This window comes from Paenarthrobacter nitroguajacolicus (assembly GCF_051027655.1).
In the GTDB taxonomy this organism is placed as follows: Bacteria; Actinomycetota; Actinomycetes; order Actinomycetales; family Micrococcaceae; genus Arthrobacter; species Arthrobacter nitroguajacolicus.
Map to the genome: position 1 here is coordinate 2,230,696 of NZ_CP073234.1, position 19,999 is coordinate 2,250,694.

19 protein-coding genes and 2 pseudogenes are annotated in these 19,999 nt (G+C 60.2%); 4 read left to right on the forward strand and 17 right to left on the reverse strand.

What is annotated here, in order from left to right; all coding sequences use genetic code 11:
* Positions 1-59: 59 nt before the first annotated feature.
* The 11 genes from KCX59_RS10665 to KCX59_RS10715 all read right to left on the reverse strand — a co-directional run bounded on the left by KCX59_RS10665 (position 60) and on the right by KCX59_RS10715 (position 11,024).
* On the reverse strand, positions 60-827 hold the full coding sequence (locus KCX59_RS10665) for an amino acid ABC transporter ATP-binding protein (RefSeq protein ID WP_179018189.1): 768 nt from the start codon (positions 825-827) through the stop codon (positions 60-62).
* The gene (locus tag KCX59_RS10670) at positions 824-1,753 is read right to left on the reverse strand and encodes an amino acid ABC transporter permease (protein ID WP_256871516.1); all 930 of its coding nucleotides are present in this window, start codon (positions 1,751-1,753) and stop codon (positions 824-826) included. The genes KCX59_RS10665 and KCX59_RS10670 overlap by 4 nt, the downstream gene beginning before the upstream one ends.
* A gap of 11 nt (positions 1,754-1,764) precedes the next feature.
* Positions 1,765-2,691: an ABC transporter substrate-binding protein gene (locus KCX59_RS10675; RefSeq protein WP_179018440.1), complete on the reverse strand. Its 927-nt coding sequence runs from the start codon at positions 2,689-2,691 to the stop codon at positions 1,765-1,767.
* Between the two features lie 310 nt (positions 2,692-3,001).
* Entirely contained in the window at positions 3,002-3,664 is a 663-nt protein-coding gene (locus KCX59_RS10680; protein WP_179018442.1) for a GntR family transcriptional regulator, read from the reverse strand.
* A 25-nt stretch (positions 3,665-3,689) separates the two neighbouring features.
* Positions 3,690-5,144: an NAD-dependent succinate-semialdehyde dehydrogenase gene (locus tag KCX59_RS10685; protein ID WP_179018444.1), complete on the reverse strand. Its 1,455-nt coding sequence runs from the start codon at positions 5,142-5,144 to the stop codon at positions 3,690-3,692.
* A 43-nt stretch (positions 5,145-5,187) separates the two neighbouring features.
* Entirely contained in the window at positions 5,188-6,321 is a 1,134-nt protein-coding gene (locus KCX59_RS10690) for an FAD-dependent oxidoreductase (protein ID WP_179018446.1), read from the reverse strand.
* Between the two features lie 42 nt (positions 6,322-6,363).
* Positions 6,364-7,770: an NAD(P)/FAD-dependent oxidoreductase gene (locus KCX59_RS10695; RefSeq protein ID WP_218649567.1), complete on the reverse strand. Its 1,407-nt coding sequence runs from the start codon at positions 7,768-7,770 to the stop codon at positions 6,364-6,366.
* 30 nt (positions 7,771-7,800) lie between these two features.
* Positions 7,801-8,535, reverse strand: coding sequence for an SDR family NAD(P)-dependent oxidoreductase (locus KCX59_RS10700; RefSeq protein ID WP_179018448.1), 735 nt, complete (start codon positions 8,533-8,535; stop codon positions 7,801-7,803).
* Between the two features lie 50 nt (positions 8,536-8,585).
* Positions 8,586-9,692: an alanine racemase gene (locus KCX59_RS10705; protein ID WP_179018450.1), complete on the reverse strand. Its 1,107-nt coding sequence runs from the start codon at positions 9,690-9,692 to the stop codon at positions 8,586-8,588.
* A 114-nt stretch (positions 9,693-9,806) separates the two neighbouring features.
* Positions 9,807-10,295, reverse strand: coding sequence for a RidA family protein (locus KCX59_RS10710; RefSeq protein WP_179018452.1), 489 nt, complete (start codon positions 10,293-10,295; stop codon positions 9,807-9,809).
* 42 nt (positions 10,296-10,337) lie between these two features.
* Positions 10,338-11,024 (reverse strand): haloacid dehalogenase type II, encoded by a 687-nt coding sequence (locus KCX59_RS10715; protein ID WP_179018454.1) that lies wholly within the window; start codon positions 11,022-11,024, stop codon positions 10,338-10,340.
* Positions 11,025-11,496: 472 nt separating this feature from the next.
* Here KCX59_RS10715 and KCX59_RS10720 point away from each other — a divergent pair, with 472 nt between their 5' ends.
* Positions 11,497-11,730 (forward strand): hypothetical protein, encoded by a 234-nt coding sequence (locus tag KCX59_RS10720; RefSeq protein ID WP_179018456.1) that lies wholly within the window; start codon positions 11,497-11,499, stop codon positions 11,728-11,730.
* Positions 11,731-11,767: 37 nt separating this feature from the next.
* On the opposite strand, the gene KCX59_RS10725 is transcribed toward KCX59_RS10720, so the two are convergent.
* Both KCX59_RS10725 and KCX59_RS10730 read right to left on the reverse strand, forming a co-directional pair.
* Positions 11,768-13,924, reverse strand: coding sequence for an amylo-alpha-1,6-glucosidase (locus KCX59_RS10725; protein ID WP_179018458.1), 2,157 nt, complete (start codon positions 13,922-13,924; stop codon positions 11,768-11,770).
* Between the two features lie 89 nt (positions 13,925-14,013).
* Entirely contained in the window at positions 14,014-14,268 is a 255-nt protein-coding gene (locus KCX59_RS10730; protein ID WP_179018460.1) for a hypothetical protein, read from the reverse strand.
* A 186-nt stretch (positions 14,269-14,454) separates the two neighbouring features.
* On the opposite strand from KCX59_RS10730, the gene KCX59_RS10735 reads away from it, so the two are divergent.
* Both KCX59_RS10735 and KCX59_RS10740 read left to right on the forward strand, forming a co-directional pair.
* Complete coding sequence (locus KCX59_RS10735; protein WP_256871548.1) at positions 14,455-14,793, forward strand: cupin domain-containing protein; 339 nt, start codon at positions 14,455-14,457, stop codon at positions 14,791-14,793.
* Positions 14,794-15,111: 318 nt separating this feature from the next.
* Positions 15,112-16,144 (forward strand): annotated as a pseudogene (locus tag KCX59_RS10740) (IS30 family transposase); the annotation flags it as partial.
* Positions 16,145-16,179: 35 nt separating this feature from the next.
* Here the strand turns inward: KCX59_RS10740 and KCX59_RS10745 are convergent.
* Entirely contained in the window at positions 16,180-16,986 is an 807-nt protein-coding gene (locus tag KCX59_RS10745) for an IS3 family transposase (protein WP_256871549.1), read from the reverse strand.
* Positions 16,987-17,033: 47 nt separating this feature from the next.
* Positions 17,034-17,357 carry a helix-turn-helix domain-containing protein gene (locus tag KCX59_RS10750; protein ID WP_179018464.1) on the reverse strand — a complete coding sequence of 108 codons (324 nt, stop codon included), beginning with the start codon at positions 17,355-17,357 and terminating at the stop codon, positions 17,034-17,036.
* A gap of 213 nt (positions 17,358-17,570) precedes the next feature.
* Between KCX59_RS10750 and KCX59_RS10755 the strand changes: the two are divergent.
* Positions 17,571-17,735: pseudogene (locus KCX59_RS10755) on the forward strand (IS30 family transposase); the annotation flags it as partial.
* Between the two features lie 75 nt (positions 17,736-17,810).
* On the opposite strand, the gene KCX59_RS10760 reads toward KCX59_RS10755, so the two are convergent.
* A complete protein-coding gene (locus tag KCX59_RS10760; protein ID WP_179018466.1) occupies positions 17,811-18,503 on the reverse strand; it encodes a GntR family transcriptional regulator in 693 nt (230 codons plus the stop codon).
* Between the two features lie 40 nt (positions 18,504-18,543).
* Complete coding sequence (locus KCX59_RS10765; RefSeq protein ID WP_179018467.1) at positions 18,544-19,998, reverse strand: NAD-dependent succinate-semialdehyde dehydrogenase; 1,455 nt, start codon at positions 19,996-19,998, stop codon at positions 18,544-18,546.
* Between the last annotated feature and the right edge of the window lies 1 nt (position 19,999).

The following is a 19,999-nucleotide window of genomic DNA, read 5'->3' on the forward strand; positions in this document are numbered from 1 at the left end:
GTTATCAACTGTAGTGCTGTAGACCATTTTTCGTTCGACGGCGAGTTTTCCGTTCATGGTTAGAGGACCTGCTTGAGGAAGGCTTGGGTGCGGGGTTCTTTGGGGTTGGTGAGGATTTCGCGGGCGTCTCCGCGTTCTACGACGTTGCCTTCGTCCATGAAGATCAGGGAGTCTGCTACTTCGCGGGCGAAGCCCATTTCGTGGGTGACGACGACCATGGTCATGCCTTTTTTGGCGAGGTCTTGCATGACGTTGAGGACTTCGCCGACTTTTTCGGGGTCCAGGGCGGAGGTGGGTTCGTCGAAGAGGATGATGTCGGGGTCCATGGCCAGGGACCGGGCGATGGCGACGCGTTGTTGTTGGCCGCCGGAGAGTTCGGCGGGGTAGCGGTCCGCGAAGGCTCCGAGGCCGACGCTGGTGAGCAGTTCCTGGGCTTGTTTGGCGGATTGTTTTTTGTCGGCGCCTTTGACCAGGACGGGTCCGGACATGACGTTCTCGCGGGCGGTCATGTTGGGGAAGAGGTTGAAGGATTGGAAGACCATGCCGACGCGGGTGCGCTGTTGGGCGAGTTTTTTGGGTGGCAGGGCGTGGTAGGCGGTGTCGGTTTCGTAGTAGCCGAAGTCTTCGCCGTTGACTTTCAGGACGCCGGAGTCGACGGTTTCGAGGCCGTTGATGCAGCGTAGGAGGGTGGATTTGCCGGAGCCGGAGGGTCCGATGATGCAGCAGATTTCTCCGCTGGCGACCTCGAGGTCGACGTCTTTGAGGACTGTTTTGGGTCCGAAGGACTTCCGGATGCGGCGGGCTTGAATGGTGCCGGCGGTGCTCATCGTGCGATTCCTTCCGGTGCGGTCAGGGTGACTTTGCGGGCTTTGCGGGGGACCCGGACCGAGGTGTGGGAGTATTTCTGTTCGAGCTTTGATTGGGGGTAGCTCAACAGCATGGTCATCACCAGGTACCAGAGGCTGGCCACGATCAGCAGCGGGATGGTCTCGTAGGTGCGGGCGTAGATGAGTTGGGCGCTTTGGAGTAGTTCGGCGACTCCGAGGACGGAGACCAGGGAGGTGCCTTTGAACATGCCGATGACTTGGTTGCCGGTGGCGGGGATGATGGAGGGCATGGCTTGGGGGATGATGACTTTGCGCATTTTCATGGCCCCGCTCATGCCCAGCGAATCAGCGGCTTCGATCTGGCCTTTGCCCACCGAGGAGAACCCGCCGCGGATGATTTCGGCCATGTAGGCGGCTTCGTTCAGGGTCAAGCCCACCAGGGCTGCGGTGATCGGGCCCATCAGGGCGTTCGTATCGATTGCGGTGCCGATGTCGGTGAAGGGGATCCCGATGGACAGGTTTGGGTAGAGGGCGGAGATGTTGAACCAGAAGATCAGTTGGACCAGGACCGGGGTGCCGCGGAAGATCGTGATGTAGACCCCGGCGATTGCGGCGATGGGTTTGATGGTGGAGGCCCGCATGATCGCCAGGCCCAGGCCCAGGAGGGTGCCCAGGGCCATGCTGGCGATTGTGAGGAAGATGGTGAGCATCAGCCCGCGGAGGATGGATTCGTGCGTGAAGTACTTCGCTACGACGTCCCATTTGAAGTTCGGGTTCGTCGCGACCGAAGTCAGGACGCCGATGCCGACCAGGATGCAAACCACCCAGGAGACGTACTCGAACGTGCTGCGCCGCTTCAGGCGCGGCTTCAATGCCGAATCCAACCCGCTCATCGCTTCACTTCTTTCAATAATCGCTTGCTTCATTCGGAAGCCCCTTAGCGGATGACGGCTTCGGTGATGGCTGATTCGTGGAGGCCCCAGTAGTCCAAGGATTGCTGATACTGAGGGGTTTCCAGGACGGATTGGATGGCTTTTTGCAGGGCTGGCGTTAGAGGTGAGCCCTTCTTCAGACCCATGGCCACGTTGGTGTTGGTGCGGGTGTCCATTCGGGGTTCGAGCACGCTGAAGTGTTCTGGTTGTTGGACTTGTGCCCAAGCCAGGCCGCTGGCGTCATAAAAGACACCGTCGATGCGTTTGGAGTCCAATTGGGTCAGGGCTTCCTGGACGTTGGGCAGTGTCACTGCGTTGATGGCGGGTTTGCCCTTTTCTTCGCAGGTCCATTTGGAGACGTTCGGCAGGTGTTTGAGTTGCTGTGTGGAGCCTTTGGTGACGGCGATGTTCTTGCCACAGAGGGTGTCGTTGCTCAAGTTCTGCGGGTTTCCCTTGGGTACGGCGATTGCGGAACCGCCCTTGAGGTAATTGATCATGTCCAGGACTTTGAGGCGTTCTTCGGTGGCGGACATGGTTGTGGCGGTGAAGTCGTAGCGGCCGCCGTCGATGCCGGGGATGATGGTGTCGAAAGCGGTGTTTTCGAACTTCAGTTTGAGTCCGAGTTTCTTGGCAACGAGGCGGGCGAGGTCGGGGTTCACGCCGATGGGAGTGGTGTTGTCTTCGGCGAGGAATGTCATGGGCGGGGAGCTGAGGTCCATGGCTACGGTAATTTCACCCTTGGCCTTGTAGGACTCGGGCAGTAGCGCTACGGCCTCGGGGTCTGTCGGGACGCCGTCTGAGATGTCGCGGGTGTTCTGGGTTTTAGGAATGTCCGTGGCCTGGCTGCCGGAGGCGGCGCCGCCGCATGCGCTCAGGGCCAGCAGGACAGCAATCCCCGCCGCTGCGGTCTGGAGCTTAGTGATGGTGTTCATGTTGCTTCCCTTCAAGGAGAATCAGCGGGCAATGCCGCCTGAAGTATGTTTCTCAAGTACTTCCGCCTGCCGCATCGGTGAGGTAGGCGAAGGGGAATTCTCGTTTTCATGGTCTGGCGAGATGTGACTTAGGTCTCGGCTCTTTAGCCATGAAACGCCCTTCACTCAATATTGTCAACAGTTCAACAGTTGAGCTGCGGACGGAGAGGCTCGCTTCTAAGGAGAGGATGTGTCATGAGCAAGGGTCGGAAGTCAGAGCCGGGAGTCATGCACTCACATTGCCGACAGGCTTACAGGATTCGCCGGAACGTTAGGCCGGGTCGGTGCCTTGAGCGCCCAACGCATTGTGGGATTGCCTCAGCATTTCCTCGCGGTACCCCTCGATGTCGCCTTCCAAAGCAAGCTCTGCCAACTTCTCGTGTTCAACGGCAATTTGATGAAGGTCACTGTAAGTAGGGTGATCCATGGCGAAGTAGAGGCGCAGCTTGTTCTCCCAACCGTTCCAGAGACTTTGCAGTGCCGAGTTTCCGGAAAATTCGTAGAACAGTCGGTGGAATCTAAGGTGCGCATCAATACTCGCCGGGATATCGTTTGTGTCCGTGGCCCGGTAGAGTTCCTCGATGGTCTGCTTGAGTCGAAGCCGTTCGGCATCCCGCAGGGTCGAGGCAGCAAGCTCGGCAGCGTAAGGTTCCACAAGCATGCGGATCGATGCGATCTCGGCCACATCCCGGGCGCTTACTTCCACAACGAAGGATCCCCTGAAGGGGACCTTAACCACCAGGCCTTCTTCTTCAAGCTTGGTCAACGCCTCACGAAGTGGCGAGCGACTGATGCCGAGATCTGCGGCGATGTGCGTTTCGCGGAGTTGTTCCCCGGGGGTGACGGTTCCGTCCAAGATCGCGGTACGAAGCACACGGTAGACACCGTCGGGCGTGGTCGTTCGTTGTGCCTGCCACTCAAATTTGCGATCCACCCTGCGCCTCCTCGTCGATTGTCGATTATACCGCCAGCGCCGTGTACTTGTACTCGAGGTATTCGTCGATGCCCACCTTTCCACCTTCCCGGCCAAGGCCGGATTGCTTGACCCCACCAAAAGGCGCCGACGCGTTGGATACCAGTCCGGTGTTGAGGCCGACCATGCCTACCTCAAGCCGGGAGGCGAACTGCATGCCCTTATCAAGGCTTTCGGTGAACACGTATCCCACCAAGCCCCAATCCGTGTCGTTAGCCAGGCGAAGAGCCTCCTTCTCGCTGTCGAAGGGCGTGATCGCAGCCACCGGGCCGAAGATTTCCGTACTCATCAACTCGGAGTCCAGTGCCACGTCCACCAGCACTGTAGGGGAATAGAAATAGCCGGGACCTTCCAAGCGCGTCCCACCGGTCAGGATCCGTGCGCCCCTGCTGACGGCGTTGGCCACAAGGCTTTCCACCTTTTCCAGGCCTTTCCGGTCGACGAGGGGTCCGACGTCGGTACCAGCCAGTGCGCCGTTGCCGACCTGAAGCTCCGACATCCTCTTAGAGAACTTTTCGGCAAATTCTTCGACGACGGAACGGTGTACAAAGAATCTGTTTGCAGCGGTGCAGGCTTCGCCCATATTGCGCATCTTGGCTTTCAGCGCGCCTTCGACGGCTTTCTCGATGTCTGCATCGGCCAGGACAATGAACGGGGCGTTACCGCCGAGTTCCATGGAGGAACGCATGACGTTGATTGCCGCTTGGCGAAGCAGAGTCTTGCCCACTTCGGTGGAGCCGGTGAAGCTGACCTTGCGGGCAATGCCGGTGCTCATCCAGTGATCCACCACACTTGAGGCTTTGGAAGTGGTGACCACGTTCAGCACGCCGTCAGGTAGGCCGGCCTCGCGGAAGATTTCCACAAGGGCGAGCGACGTGAGCGGAGTCAAAGCCGCGGGTTTGAAAACCATGGTGCAGCCAGCTGCAACAGCAGGTGCGATTTTGCGGGCGCCCATGGCAAGGGGGAAGTTCCATGGGGTAACCAGCACGCATGGACCGACGGGTTCCTTGGTGATCATGATCCTTGTGGTGCCGTCGGTAGCGGTGGTGCTATCGCCGCTGATGCGGACAGCTTCTTCGGAGAACCAACGGAGCATGTCTGCGCCGTATGCTACTTCGCCGCGGGCTTCTCCAAGGGGCTTGCCCATCTCTGCAGTCATGATGGCTGCCAGGTGTTCTGTGTTGGCGATCACGAGCTCGTAGGCCCGCCTAAGGATGTCGGCCCGCTCTCGGGGCGTGGACTTTCCCCAGGCAGCCTGGGACCGCCCTGCTGCCGCGATGGCAAGGGCCGCGTCCTCGGGCCCGCCATCGGCAACGTGCGCAATGATGTCGTTCGTGGCGGGATTCTCCACCGGGAACGTGGCTGAACTGGCCGCCCCTTGCCAGGCGCCGTCGATAAACAACTCAGTGCGAAGAGTGGAAGGGTCAAATGTGGTGGTCATTGCAAGCTTTCTGGTTGGGAGTTTGAAATTGTTACGGCTTGAATTAGGTGGTCCTGAACCGTTCCGGGCGCACGAAATCCAGACCGTCGACTGGTTGTTTGCCGAGCGCTTCATGGGCGGCGATGTGACCGAAGCCGGTGGCGTTCTTGAATCCGCCTCCGGAGAACCCGGTGGCGTAGTAGATCCGGCTCGATTCCTTAAGCCATCCGATCAGCGGGTTGCGGTCCTTGGTATAGAGGTCTGGAAACGCGTCCGAACGGACGATGGTCGGAATCAGGGCCGGGATGAAGTCCGACACCGTTTCCAGGGTTTCAGCAATTTCGGCTTCAGAGAGTTCCCTGGAGAAATGGTCGGGGTCGTTGGTTACTGTTCCCCGGCCATCCAACGTGGCCTTGACTGTTACGCCGTCGACTGCGGGAGCCCCGTACATGGAGCGGTCCTCATACATGCGGCTAAAGATGGGGAACCTTTCGGGCGTGAACGTGGCTGCGTCGCGGGCAACGAACCACGATAGGAAGACCCTGCGTGTTTCTGTGTGCGCCTTGAGGTAGTCAGGCATGAGTCGCTGGGACCAACCCCCGGAGGCGACGATGACGTTCTCGAAGATCCAGGACGTGTCGCCTGAGGTGAGGACAACGCCGTCGTCAGTCTCGGTGATGCTGTCGATAGGGGTGTTGTTATGCAGGGTGGCCCCGTTGGCCTCGGCCGCGCCGATGGCGGCAGTTACCGCGCGGTCCGTGCGGAGGACTCCAGCGTTGGGGTCGTAGACCGCTACGTCGTCTGGGCGGAGCTTGTGCTGCGGATAACGTTCGGTGAGATGTTCATGGCTGAGAATTTCGTGGGTAGCCCCGTTGAGTATGGCAGTTTCCTGGAGGCGGCTGATGTAGGACCCGCCTGCCGTGCCTATGGATAGTCCTCCGCAACGGGTGAAAATGTCCTGTCCGGTTTCGGCTTCCAATTCGGCCCAAAGAGCTCGGGAGCGTTCCAGGATGGGGTAGAGGCTGGGGGTGCCGAGGTAGATCATACGGAAGAGGCGGGTGTCACCGCCCACGGCGCTTCTCCCGTGAGCAGGTGACTGGGCCTCGAATCCGGTGACCGAGTCGGTCAGCCGGGACGCCTGCCACAAGGCCATGCTGCCAATGCTGCCCAGTCCAATGACTGCTAGTTTTCCGTCCATGAGTTTGGTGCTTCTCCTCGAGGTTTAGTTGGGAGTGGTGGGTCATTCGTGAAGGCCGGCGAGCCTGCTGCCGAATTTGGCCAGGAGGGAGGTCTCGGTGGAATCCCGGCGCTCTTCCCATCTGTCTGCGAAGCCGAAGAGGCTGTACATGCTGTGGACTCCCAGCCAGCGAACAGGCTCGGGTTCCCACGAGGGTGAGCGGTACCCAACCCAGGGGAGGGAAGTGCGTTCGGTCTCCCGTTCGAAGGCCAGCTCCACCAAAGTCCTGCCGCCCAGGTATGCCGCAGTGACGCCGTGTCCTGCGTAACCGGTGGACGACCCGACCCCGGATGCATGATCCCATTGGACGCCGCCGTTCCAGTCGCGGGTGACGCCCAGCACTCCGGACCAGGCGTGATCCACCTCGAAGTCAATCCCCGGGAAGAAGGTTTGAAGTTTGGTGGAGAGCAGATCAACCGTGGAATGCGCGGTTGAACCTGTGCCGCCCGTCCCGGAGCCGTAGCGGTAGGGCTTGCCCCGGCCGCCGATGGCGATGCGGCCGTCGGCTGTTCGTTGAGAATAGATGAAGGTGTGCGCCGAGTCGCTGAGGCATTGCGGTCCATCCCAGCCGATCTGACGCCATGCCTCGTCCGACAGGGGCTTGGTCACGATCATGGAGGAATTGATGGGTATCAGGCTCCTGCCGCCGAGCAGTGGTCCGGAGTAGCCCTCAGTGCAGATAAAAGTCTTCGCCGCATCAACCCGACCGCTGTCAAGGGTTAGGGTGTTGCCCGTGATGCTGCCGACCCGGCTGCCCTCATAGATGCTCACCCCCATGGAAGTAAGGGTGTCCGCAAGCCCGTAGACAAGTTTTGCCGGGTTAAGTCGGGCGCAATGCTTGTACACCAGGCCGCCGTGGATGGTGGAGATGTTGATGTGTTTCCGGAACTCTTCCCGGCCGATCAGGTAGACGTCGTCCTCGCTCAATCCATACTTCCAGTCAGCGTCACGTCGGGCGACCAGCCGGCCAAGCCCGGCCTCCGTGTGGGCAGCGACCAGCGCGCCACTCTTGTGCTGATCGGCCTCTATGCCTTCAGTCCGCAGGATCTCCAAGACGGCGTCGACGCCGGCGACAAACTCCTGCTGCAACGCGCGGCTCGCCTCGATGCCTCCCTTGGACGCGCGGGCAAACCTGGCACGGTTTCCTGCGGGCATTGCTGAAAGCCAGCCACCGTTCCGGCCGGACGCGCCGAAACCAATCTGCTCTGCTTCAAAAACGGCCACTTTGAGGGCGGGCTCGAGCTTCTTGGCGAAGTACGCTGCCCATAATCCCGTGTATCCGCCACCAACAATGGCCAGATCTACGGACTGCTCTCCTGCGAAGTGAGGGTACGAGTGCCGCTTGTTTTCGAGTCCGGCCATCCAGAAGCCGAGGTCTCCGTTTCGGGGTGCTGCCGCGACGGTTGTCATTGTTGATCCTTCTTTGTGTGGAATCGGTGATCAGAAGGCGGTGTATCCGCCGTCGACGGGTAGAACCGCTCCGGTGATGTAGGACGATTCGGGGGACGCCATGAAAAGGATGGCGTCGGCAATCTCTTCAGGAGTGGCGAGGCGTTGGAGCGGGATTTGGCTTTCGCGTTCCCGACGGTACGCTTCGGGGTCGTCCCTTCGCTGGAACGATGCCTCGATGACTGGGGTGACGGTCAGGCCGGGGGCGACAACGTTGACGCGGATGTTGCGTGGTGCCCACTCGATGGCTGCGCCCTTGGCCAGCATGATCAGGCCCCCTTTGGCTGCCGAGTACAGGACTTCATCGGGCTTGCCCACCATGCCGAGCCGTGAGCTGACCAACACGAACGAGCCTCCAGCCGCGGGCATCAAGGGGGCGAAGTGCTTCATCATCAGGAACGAGCTGAGCAGGTTGCTGTGAAGGACGTTCTTCGCGTCCTCGTATCTCATCTCTGTCAGGGGACCGCTGACCTGCAGTCCGTGGTTAAGGACAACCACGTCCACGGTGCCGAAGGACTCTCCCGCCTGGCGGGCCAGGCTTTCGACGAACGCTTCGTCGTTGAGGTCGCCGGGAACGTACAGGTCCTCGACTTCAGCGCTTGCGAGTTGTTCCCTGCGGCCGGTAAGGAGCAGACGGGCGCCTTCACGGCGAAAATGTGCACTTACTGCCTCGCCGATTCCGCTACTGGCTCCGGTGACTACAGCGGTGGTCTTATCAAGTCTCATATGGGTCACTCCGTTGTGATGTAGATGCGTGGTGAAGTACTCGTGCTGGATCAGTTGAGGAAGCCACGAGCGTCCACCTTCCAGCGCTCAAGTGTGGTGCCAGTGCTGTCGGTGACGATCATCTCTTCAAAATTGATGACTACCGGGCAGACATGGTTGGGCACGATCGGCAGCACGGCGCCTACGCCCGGGCTGAAATCGCCGGCAGGCAGCGGAAGGAAGCCGTGGTACTCGTTGAGTTTGGACAAGACCGCCTGAGTGCCGGCCACGGCGCCATAGCCGATTTCAGCATTACCTTCACGGCTCAGTGCTTTGGTGCCGACGTCGAGGATGACCTGATCGGGAACCCAATCGCTGACAACCGTGCCAGCGACAAACAGTGCGATTTGATCCTCCGTACAGGCACCAAGCCTGGTGTTGTTGAGATCGTTGAAAACGTACTCACCTGGCCGGATCTCGCTGATGATGCTGCTGGTTGCGTACTCGATGGTGGGGGTTGAGCCCGCACTGACCACATCGGCAGTCAGGCCTACGGCCTGGAAGCTGCGCACGGCAGCGATGAGCGCGGCTTCCTGGTCCATCGCGGCACGCTTGCGGGCTTCCCGGCTGGAACTGCCGTGGCCCGGGTATGTGAAGACGCCCACCGGCACCAGACCTCTCTTACGGGCGGCAACCGCGAGGTCGCCGGCTGCCTCCGCCGGCGCACCGGAACGGCGGGCACCGCAGTCGACCTCGATCACAACCTCCAGGCGCCCGGCTTCCGAGCCCATCGCATCAGCAAGGGCATCGATTGCCGCAAAATTATCGACGCCGACCCGTAGCCGGGTGGTAACGGCAAGCTTCCGGAGGCGCAAGCCCTTGGTCCCCGAAGGCCAGATCGGGTAGGCAATGAAGATGTCATCGAAGCCCGACGCAGCAAACACCTCGGCCTCACCCACATTGCCTGCAGTGATTCCCACCGCGCCGGCCTTCAGCTGGCGCCGGCCGATCTCGACGCATTTGTGCGTCTTGACGTGCGGCCTGACGTCGAGGTTCCGCCCGGTCGCGAAGGACTGCATGCGATCGATGTTGTCCTGCATCACGTCGGCCAATACGATCGGCGCGGGGGTATCAATCCTGGCGACGAGAGTGTCCAGTGCCCGTTGAAGCCGGTTCACGCTTACTCCTCATGATTCTGTTTATGAAAATTAAAGGCTCAGAGTGCTGATGTCCTCGAAGTGATGTTGCTGTTCGGGACCCGCGTCGGAGGGTCCCGAACAACAATGGCGGCCCTACGAAGCGGCCGTGCAGACCATCTGGATCTCGACAGGGGTATTGAGCGGTAGACCAGCGACTCCGATGGCGGTGCGGGAGTGCCGTCCGTTCTCGCCGAGAACTTCGATGAGCAATTCGCTGGCTCCTTCGGCAACCTTTGACTGCAGCCCGAAGTCCGGCGTGCTGGCTACAAACACCAGCATCTGCACCACCCGGACCCTGTCAAGATCACCCACGCCCTGGACTGCGGCCGCGAGGCAATTCAGCGCGGCATGACGGGCCAACTCTTTGCCGGTTTCCAAATTTACGTCCCGGCCGACAACGCCCTGACCCAGCAGCACACCATCCTTGAAAGGCAGTTGGCCCGAAATGTGGATGCTGTCGCCGACTCTGTTGTGGTCCACGTAGTAGGCGTTGGCGGACAGGACGGGCAGCTCCAGCCCAAGGTTGGCCAGCCTTTCCGAAGCAGTCCCGCCTTGGACTGTTTGAGCCAATGGAACGCTCATGATGCTGCCGCCTCACCGTGAATCACCAATTCGCTCCGCTTTCTAGGAATCCGAACGCGGCAGGCCGAACAGGACAGGCAGATCGGCGATGTCCGTAATCCGCTCGTAGTTGAGCCAGTGCTCGTCGTGCTCGAAACCGCGGTCAACGTAGACCTTGTTCTCGATGCCCATAATCGCTGCCGAACGGTGGTCATACATAGGGCTTGCGGAGACATGGACGATCTCCTCCGGGGTGACCCCGAGCTTGTCGAACATGTACTCGAAAGCACCGAGCCGCGGCTTGTACATGCCCATCTGTTCGGCGGTAATGATGACCTCGAACGGAGCCTTGAGGTTGGCCGCAAGGCGCACAGCCTGGGCGGTGTCGCTGTTGGTGATGATGACCAACGGGACTTCCTCCGCCAGGCGGTTCAGTGCCTCCGTGACACCCGGGTACGGGCCAAAGGAGGGGACTTTCTCGTAGACTGCCCGCGCATCGGCCGCATTGAACTCCAGACCGACCCTACGCGAGGCGCGCTCCATGGAGTCGGCAACGATTTGGTGGAACGGCTTGTAGTCACCCATGCACTCGTCGATTCGGTACGCCTTGCAGGCCTGCAGGTAGTCATCGGCGATACCGGCCGGCAGCCGGTCGCCTAAGACTTCACGAATCGCATCGTTGATGGCGAACTTGATCAGCGTGCCATTCATGTCGAACGTCACGAACTTCGGTTTGGTTGCGAATACCATTTCTTCCTCCGGGTGGATTCTGTCGATTGTCGACGAAAAGTGGCGCCCTCGTCGATTGTCGACAATACGCCTGCTCGGTTTGGTTGTCAACGCTCTCTGGGAATCAGAACGCGGGCCTGATGAAGGTCACCGCGCCGTCAACTGAATGTTGACAGCGACGAGGGTGGCGGCGAAGGCGGCGACTCCGGCGCAGATTTGTACCCATGTTGTGGGCGCGTCAGGGGCTCCCGCGCCCTTCTCCGGCGACCGAGGGAGGAGAGCGGCGCATGAGCTGGTTATAAGGGCCGCGGCCAACAGTAGGCTCAAGCTGGGCGTGGCGAACTTCCCCCCGCTGGCTGGCCGCAGTGTCGCATTCTCGTCTCCCGGTCCTATATATTTCCAATTTAGCCCTTTCGTAGATTGTTGACAATTGCTAAGCTCTTCTCATGTCTTCCCTCCATCCTCAATACCCCAAGTAAGTGAAGGAAATCCCATGAAAAAGCGCCGCCCTGATACCTCAGCCCTGGACCACCTGGAGACGGCAAATACCGGTCACCACTGCCCAAAAACCGGGTGGTGGTCACTGAAGTGGAATGAAGAGGCCGCCACGTTTATCACCGAGGGACAGGTGATGCCGGCTGTTGGCGGCGTTCCGGCCGTGTGGGTTTTGCGGGAGGCGGCAAACCGCGGCCGCGCCCATGGTATTTCTTTGCTCGCGGCGTCCTAGTGGTTTGTTCGTGGGGCCTTCGGCCACTGCATGTCGCCTAGTCCCTCTTCCGTAGGCCTGCCTGTTCCACCAGTTCGGTCAGCCATGGCCTGTGTCCTTGGTGGAACACCATCCCGTCCGGCAGTCCCTGCACTCTGGGGACCGAGTCGGCAATGTCGATGGTTACCCGGCCCCCTGCCATAGGTGCGTTGGTGATGTGCAAATCGCCGTAAGACCTTGGTAGCTGCGGATCCATCCAGAATCCACCATGGGATACGTGGGCGTCATACCTCATCAGGCTAGTGATCAGTTGGATGGGTGAGGTGGCTGCCCAGGCTTGGGGTGAGCAGGCCGTGGGGTAGGGCACTGGCTGGCTGTACTGCTCTCGCCCGAACCCGCAGAACAGCTCGGGCAGGCGACCCTCGGAGTAGTCAGCTGCATCGAGAAGGGCTGTCGCGATTCGCTGAGCCTCCTTGACGAATCCGTAGCGCATCAGCCCTGCCGCGATGACTGCGTTGTCATGCGGCCAGACGGATCCGTTGTGGTAACTGGCTGGGTTGTACGCCCCCATATCGGATCCCAGCGTCCGCACGCCCCAGCCGCTGAACATTTCGGGTGACATCAGCCGCTCGGCTACGAGCGGGGCTTTCTCCTCATCCACCAAGCCGACCCAGAGGCAGTGCCCCATGTTGGACGCGCACGCATCCACCTGCCGCTTCTTTCCGTCCAGGGCGATCGCATAGTAGCCGCGATCGGGCATCCAGAATTGCTCGTTGAAGCGTGCTTTCAACAAGGCCGCACGGTCGGCGAGTTCGCGCGCAAAAGGTGTGTCGCCGGCGTCGTAAGCCATCCATGCCCGGGCCATGTACGCGTCATAAACGTATGCTTGGACCTCGCACAGCGCGATGGGCGGCTCGGCGAGCCTTCCGTCTGCGAAGTTGATTCCGTCCCATGAGTCTTTCCAACCCTGGTTGATCAGCCCGCGATCGTTGAGGCGCTCATATTCGACGAACCCATCGCCATCACGGTCGCCATAGTCACGTATCCAGTCGAGGGCCCGGTCTGCATGGGGAAGCAAGGCGGCAATGGTGTCCTTCGCGAACCCCCAGCGGCTGACCGAACCCAACACCACCACGAACAGGGGGGTGGCATCGATGCTGCCGTAATAGATGGACTTGCCACCCAGGGCCAGGCTGCTGGAGACATCCAACCGGACCTCATGCAAAATCTTGCCCGGTTCTTCCTCGCTCACAGGATCAACCACAGTGCCCTGCCGCTCCGCCAACGTTTGCAATGTTCCCAAGGCCAGCGAGGGGTCGACAGGCATGGCCATTTCCGATGCCCACAAGGAGTCCCGTCCGAACAGCGTCATGAACCACGGGGCTCCGGCGGCCACGACCACCCTCTCCGGATGGGCGGGGTCCTCAATGCGAAGGGCGCCGAGATCGTCGTAACTTCGTCGCAACGTCCTCTCAATGGAGTGGTTGCCCATCTGCAGGACAGGAATTTTGGCCACCCATTCCTGTCGCCGTTGATCACTCCGGGATAATTCTCCGACGGCGGGACGCGCCGCAGGGGCCACCGGCGCCGTCCATTCAAGGCCGGGCATCACCCTCAGTTCGGTGCTCCAGGAACCTCGTGCCGGGATGGTGGTCCGGTATGTGAAACCTTCCGGGCCCGCTTCGGCAATGTCCGCACTTACGACGACGGACTTCCGGACTTCCTGCCATCTGGCGCGAACGGTGAGCGTGTTGGCAGCGGCCTCGCGGCTTTCTGTCCAGTGCGTTTGTACCCGTGCTTCTTTAACCTCAAAGACATCGGCGAAGTCGGAGGCTACAGTGATGGCGACGAGGCATTCCACCGGGTTCGTCGAGTAGTTGCTAACGGTGATGTGCTCCATCATTCCCACGCCCAATTCCCGGGTGCGTTCCACGATGAGCGGGGTGTCCGCATAACCGTCAGCCATGGTGATGCGGCCAGCGAAAACGGCCCTGTACGGTTCCTTCGTTTGCGCTGTCAGGGGTTCCACTGATTGCCCGTTCACAGTCAGGCTCCACGCAGAGAGAATGCGAGTGTCCTGGACGAACAGACCGTGTGGATGATCCGGGGTGACGTCACCGCTTGGCAGCGAGATGCAGAAGGACGTACCCTCCACCAAAGTAACTGTTCCCGCGCCCAAGGGCCCGGCGGCGGTATCGGCATTCCATCCAGCCATCCAAGGCTCCCTTGGCTGTCCTGCTAGGTCTTCCGAGTCACGCTACTCTTGCTCGGCGGCGCTGGCCAGACCCCTGATTGCGGCCGGCTTCATGGGACGATACGAAGTTCGGTTTCGTCGTCGATATGTATGAGCCTGCGTTCACCGAGGCGGTCTATCACCCATATGGTTTGCCCATCGTCGGTGCGCTCGTCCACTGAACCGCTGTGGTATTCGAACCCATGCAAGGTCACCTTTACCTTGTCTCCGCGATTCAGGGAATTCCACACGGACGCGCGCCGACTTAGCGCGCTGGAGGAGGCGGCGCGCGTGCTGGCAATTCCGTTCTTCCCGATTATTTTCATACGGCGTTCTCCTTGGTGACTGGCCTGTGCTCCGGCGGGATGTCCATCTAACGGCTATTTTCATCAAAGTCTATCGTCGATTGTTGACAATTGGTACAGTTAATCACGTGCTCTTCCAATGACGGCGGGCACATTCACGAGGGCATGTAGTCCCAGAAGGAGCAATCAATGGTTAAGGCCACTGTCATGAGCAACGCAAATACCGAAAACCCTGGCGAACACGTTCCGAAGCCAACATCGAGCACTCCCGGGCAGACGGAAGTGTCCCTGCGCCTTTGGGCGCGAGAAGGGCTCAAGACCGGCATCTGGGAGGCAACGCCTGGTGTCTCAACGAGCACCAGGCCTGGTTACGACGAGATCTGCCAGATACTCAGTGGCACGGCGACCATCACGGAAGAAGACGGAACCAGCTTCGAGGTTGGGCCCGGTTCGTTGTTCGTCACTCCGGCCGGCTGGACGGGAACGTGGACCATCCACGAAACGTTGCGGAAGATGTGGGTAGTGGCAGACCTTCCCAAGGCCTGATAGCCAAGGTCCTGGAGAATCAGGAAGGGCCCGGTTCAAATGCTTGGGTTCTAGCGGTCGTTGCAACACCCAGAATTTTTGGGAGTTGCAACGACCGTGTCTCGTTTAAGCGGTGCTTCGTCAGGCCCGAATCGGTCCGGCTATGACAAGAAGAAGGCGTTCTTCGAAGTTTTTGATCGTCTTAGGAGCACGACGGCGGCAGCCAAGGAGCTCGGGCTCAATTCCAATACATGCGCTGGCTGGGTGCGAAGGGCCGGCTTAAGGAGCCAGGGAACCCCCGGTACCGGACCGCACCCGGGGAAGGAGGAGTTCTTCCGGCTGCGTAAATCGGGGCTATCCCGGAATGAAGCAGCAAGGTCCGTGGGTGTGAACATTCGCACAGCCAGGGACTGGGACCAAGGAATCCGGAAGTCATCAAATCGACGCATCTACCCCGACGGGCGAGTAGTCGAGTACAACCAGGGAGTGAGCATCCTTCCTGCTGTGACCAATTTGGTCCCGAAGTCCATCGATGCGCGGTTTCTATCGTTGACGGAGAGAGAAATGATCCGCGATATGGCCGCCGGCGGTTCGTCAATGAGAACGATCGCCCAGATACTGGGGCGTTCTCCCTCCACCATCAGCCGTGAGCTGGCCCGCAATACCGACAGCAGGCTGGGTTACCTGCCACATGGGGCACACCGTCAAGCCGCTTGCCGGCGGGCACGCCCTAAGACAGCCAAGCTCGTGAGCGAGTCGGAGTTGCGTGACTACGTCAAGGACAAGCTGCTCATACGCTGGTCTCCGGAACAGATCAGCAACACGCTGATCGAAGAGTTCCCCCACAACCCCGGAGATGCGCGTGAGCCCAGAAACGATCTATCAAGCCCTCTACCTCCAGGCCAGAGGCGGACTCAAACGCGAAGTGCAGTCAGCGCTGCGCAGCGGACGGACACGCCGCAAACCACACACGACCGACGAACAACGCACGCCACGGTTCGTGGACCCTATGGTCATGATTTCCGAGCGTCCACCCGAAATCGAAGACCGCGCCGTCCCGGGCCATTGGGAGGGCGACCTCATCACCGGAACCAATAACCAGTCCGCGATCGCGACCCTGGTCGAACGCACCACCCGCTACGTGATGCTCGTCCACCTCCCGGGCGACCACACCGCCGAAACCGTCCGCGACGGACTCATCAAAACCATGGCCACCCTGCCGGCGCACCTGCGCGGATCCCTGACCTGGGACCAGGGCTCGGAAATGGCTGGCCACAAATCCTTCACCCTCGCCACCGACATGCAGGTCTATTTCTGCGACCCCGCCAGCCCATGGCAGCGCGGCTCGAACGAGAACACCAACGGACTGCTGGAGTGGTCCCCGGAAGTTGGACTCCTAACTAAACGTTACGCGGTGGCGAGCTTGTGAGCGTGGTATTCGTCAGGGCTGAGGTAGCCGAGTCTGCGTTGGATTCGGATGCTGTTCCACCAACGCAGATACTCGGTTAGCCCGGTGTGGAACTGCTCGATGGTCCGGGGTTGCTGGATCCTGAACCATTCCTCTTTGAGGTGGCTGAAGAACCCTTCCATCGAGGCGTTATCCAAGCAGGTGCCCTTACGGGACATTGATTGAGTCAGTCCGGCTTCGCGGAGCGTGTCCTGCCAGAGCGGATGCCGGTACTGAAATCCCTGATCTGAATGGACCAGCGGTCGCTCGTTAGGAGCGAGGCCGCTGATCGCAGCGCGAAGGCCATCGGTGACCATTTTGACGCTCGGAGACGGACCTGCCATGACAGAGACGATCCGGTTGTCATGGAGATCCAGGACCGGTGAGACGTAAACCTTGGAGGTACCCACCGTGAACTCGGTGACGTCGGTGGCCCACTTGGTATGTTTGACCGCACTCTCGAACTGGCGGTTCAACACGTTATCAGCTGCTTTACCGACCTCGCCGCGGAAGGAATTGTATCTGCGCCGTCGACGCACCGGGCTTTGCAGGCCCAGCCCACGCATGAGCTTCAGCACGGTCTTCTTCGACACTGTCCATCCCTGCCGGAGCAGCATCGCCAGGACGCGTCGATGCCCGTAAGCGCTTCGCGCTTGTGTGAAGATCTGACGAATGGCTTCTTTGAGTTTCGCGTGCCGATCCGGCCTGGTGAGCCGGTTGCGGTGGTCGTAGAACGTGGACCGGGGAATCTCTGCCAGGTGCAGCAACAGCTCCAGCCGGTGGTGGGCCTTGAGGTCATCGATCGCTTGAACTTTCAGCGTCGTTCTTCTTGTGCCCTCAAGGCCCGCAATTTTCCCAGATACGCCACCTCCGCCCGTAACCGCTCGTTCTCCCTACGGAGTTGCTCGACCTCGCTCTCAGGAAGTTCCTTCCCGCGATTGACTGGCTTACGGCCCCGTTTCTTCGGCCGTAAGCCGTCTTCACCGTCGCGCCGGTAAATTCTCGTCCAATTCGTGACGGTGCCGGGAGAGGGAAGGTCATACTCCTTGGCCAGGACCCGTCCGGACACGCCCTGAAGGTGACGCCGCACGATCAAGAGCTTGGTTTCGATGTCGTACTGCCTACGGTCTCTTGTCATCAACGCACCCGATCCTCGAACCTGCCATCGTTGAAACAACATTTGGACAGGGTTGGGTGCTAAATCAAGAGTCAGCGCGACCGACTTCGCAGTCAGGCCTTGCTCGAACAACTCGATAGCCGACACGGCATCGGAGTGACTCAACGTGCTTCTCAAGTACATCTGACTACTCCCCTGAAGAAGGATCCTAAATTGGATGTCCAACTTCCGGGGACCACTCCACTGCTGCGCCAGTACTTCCCCAAAGGCACCGACCTGTCCGTCTTTGGACCCGAAGACCTCGAACACGTCGCCCAGGAATTCAACGGCCGCCCACGCAAAACGCTCGGCTGGAAAACCCCAGCCGAGCGTTTACGTGACTTACTACTAACCACCTAACCAACAGGTGTTGCAACGACCCCTAGAAACCGCCGGCTTCCGGGCCCTTCGCGTGATTCGGATATTCGACAACGCCTAGGCAATTATCCCTGTTACTTCAGGCTCGGACGTCAGGTCTTCCACTGCTTTTTGCATATGACGTTTGATGGCTTGCTGAAGGCCGCTCCGGTCCCGGGCCTCCAGCAGGTCCAGGATCATTTGGTGTTCCTGCACCAGCGCATCGATACGCGGGTAGGCCACTTCCAAGCTGAGGATACACATCCTGGATTCCGCAGCCAGGGTCTCGTAAATCCGGATCAGGCGCGTGTTTCCTGTTCCTGAAACAAAGGCAGTGTGGAATTGCATATCCAGCCGGGCGATAGCCTGCCAATCCGAAGCCGCGACCTGTTTGGCCATACTTCGGATGATGCCCTTAAGTTCCCGGCAGGTGTCAGCGACCTGATCCGGCTCGGAATCCAGAAGCGTGTTGGCGGCGGCCAGTTCCACAGCTTCACGGACCGCATAGATCTCCCTGACGTCATCCGTGGATAGTTCCAGCACGAAGACGCCGCGGTTGCGCTTGCTCACCAGGATGCCTTCCTGACACAGCCGTTGCAGAGCTTCGCGGAGCGGGCCCCTGGACGTGCTGAGCTGACTGGCCAGTGCCGATTCGTTGACTTGTTGTCCAGGCCTGAAAGCTCCCTGGACAATAAGCTCCCGCAATTGGTCAGCTATCAGCTGCGCCGTGGGCCGGCCCTCCAAAACGAACATTCCCTCCGGTGCCGCCATTGACATCCCCTCATTCCATGAATCGGCAAATCGACTTTTATTAGACCGCTACTGCTGTGTACTTGTATTCCAGAAACTCTTCAATGCCAATTTTGCCGCCTTCGCGTCCCAATCCGGACTGTTTGACACCCCCGAATGGTGCGGCAGGATTGGACACCAGGCCGGTGTTCAGGCCAACCATTCCCACTTCCAGATCTGCTGAGAACCGTAGGGCTTTGTCCATGCTCTCAGTGAACACGTACCCCACCAGGCCCCATTCAGTATCGTTGGCCAGGCGGAGGACTTCGTCTTCGCTGTCGAACGGTGTGATGGCAGCTACAGGACCGAAGATTTCCGTGGACATCAATTCGGCGTCCGCGGACACGTCCATCAGGACGGTGGGGGAGTAGAAGTAGCCCGGTCCGTCCGGGCGGCTTCCGCCTGTCAGGACCCGCGCGCCCTTGGAAACGGCGTCTACAACAAGGCTTTCGACTTTTTCCAGGCCCTTCTGCTCTATGAGGGGTCCGACGTCGGTCCCCGCCACGGCGCCGTTGCCTACCTGCAATTCTGACATCTTTTTGGAGAACTTCTCGCCAAACTCTTCCACTACGGAGCGGTGGACGAAGAACCGGTTGGCGGCCGTGCAGGCCTCGCCCATGTTCCGCATCTTGGCCTTCATGGCTCCATCGACGGCCTTCTCGATGTCCGCATCGGCCAGAACGATGAAGGGGGCGTTTCCGCCAAGCTCCATGGAGGACCGCATGACGTTGTCGGCAGCCTGTCGCAGAAGGATCTTTCCCACCTCGGTGGAACCGGTGAAGCTGATCTTGCGGGCGATCCCGCTGTCCGTCCAGGTCCGGACCACGCTGGAAGCGCTCGACGTCGTCACAACGTTCAGCACGCCGTCGGGAAGTCCTGCTTCCTTGAAGATCGCAACGAGCGCCAACGATGTCAGGGGCGTCAGCTCCGCCGGCTTGAACACCATGGTGCAACCGGCAGCAACGGCCGGCGCTATCTTCCGCGCGCCCATGGCGAGCGGGAAATTCCATGGAGTCACCAGCACGGAGGGCCCCACTGGTTCCTTGGTGATGAGGATGCGGGTGTTGCCGTCCACGGAGGTGGCACTGTCGCCACCGATCCTCACAGCCTCTTCGGAGAACCAACGGAGCATCTCGGCGCCATACACCACTTCGCCCCTTGCTTCTGCCAGGGGCTTGCCCATCTCCGCCGTCATGATGGATGCCAACCGGTCGGTGTTTGCGATGACCAGGTCAAAGGCGCGGCGTAGGATGTCTGCGCGCTCACGGGGAGTGGACTTCCCCCAGGCTGCCTGGGCACGTCCGGCGGCCTCGATGGCCAAGGCGGCATCTTCGGGACTGCCGTCGGCAACGTGCGCGATGACTTCGTTCGTGGCGGGGTTTTCCACTGCAAAGGTGGCACCGTTTGCGGCCTGTTGCCACCGACCGTCGATGAACAGGTCGGTCTGCAGTGAGGTGGGATCAGGTGAGGGGGTCATG

Excerpts from the sequence above, each read along its gene's own strand:
- KCX59_RS10665 (WP_179018189.1), bottom strand. The coding sequence starts at position 827 with ATGAGCACCGCCGGCACCATTCAAGCCCGCCGCATCCGGAAGTCCTTC.
- KCX59_RS10670 (WP_256871516.1), bottom strand. The coding sequence starts at position 1,753 with ATGAAGCAAGCGATTATTGAAAGAAGTGAAGCGATGAGCGGGTTGGAT.
- KCX59_RS10675 (WP_179018440.1), bottom strand. The coding sequence starts at position 2,691 with ATGAACACCATCACTAAGCTCCAGACCGCAGCGGCGGGGATTGCTGTC.
- KCX59_RS10685 (WP_179018444.1), bottom strand. The coding sequence starts at position 5,144 with ATGACCACCACATTTGACCCTTCCACTCTTCGCACTGAGTTGTTTATC.
- KCX59_RS10690 (WP_179018446.1), bottom strand. The coding sequence starts at position 6,321 with ATGGACGGAAAACTAGCAGTCATTGGACTGGGCAGCATTGGCAGCATG.
- KCX59_RS10695 (WP_218649567.1), bottom strand. The coding sequence starts at position 7,770 with ATGACAACCGTCGCGGCAGCACCCCGAAACGGAGACCTCGGCTTCTGG.
- KCX59_RS10700 (WP_179018448.1), bottom strand. The coding sequence starts at position 8,535 with ATGAGACTTGATAAGACCACCGCTGTAGTCACCGGAGCCAGTAGCGGA.
- KCX59_RS10710 (WP_179018452.1), bottom strand. The coding sequence starts at position 10,295 with ATGAGCGTTCCATTGGCTCAAACAGTCCAAGGCGGGACTGCTTCGGAA.
- KCX59_RS10715 (WP_179018454.1), bottom strand. The coding sequence starts at position 11,024 with ATGGTATTCGCAACCAAACCGAAGTTCGTGACGTTCGACATGAATGGC.
- KCX59_RS10720 (WP_179018456.1), top strand. The coding sequence starts at position 11,497 with ATGAAAAAGCGCCGCCCTGATACCTCAGCCCTGGACCACCTGGAGACG.
- KCX59_RS10725 (WP_179018458.1), bottom strand. The coding sequence starts at position 13,924 with ATGGCTGGATGGAATGCCGATACCGCCGCCGGGCCCTTGGGCGCGGGA.
- KCX59_RS10730 (WP_179018460.1), bottom strand. The coding sequence starts at position 14,268 with ATGAAAATAATCGGGAAGAACGGAATTGCCAGCACGCGCGCCGCCTCC.
- KCX59_RS10735 (WP_256871548.1), top strand. The coding sequence starts at position 14,455 with ATGAGCAACGCAAATACCGAAAACCCTGGCGAACACGTTCCGAAGCCA.
- KCX59_RS10750 (WP_179018464.1), bottom strand. The coding sequence starts at position 17,357 with ATGACAAGAGACCGTAGGCAGTACGACATCGAAACCAAGCTCTTGATC.
- KCX59_RS10760 (WP_179018466.1), bottom strand. The coding sequence starts at position 18,503 with ATGGCGGCACCGGAGGGAATGTTCGTTTTGGAGGGCCGGCCCACGGCG.
- KCX59_RS10765 (WP_179018467.1), bottom strand. The coding sequence starts at position 19,998 with ATGACCCCCTCACCTGATCCCACCTCACTGCAGACCGACCTGTTCATC.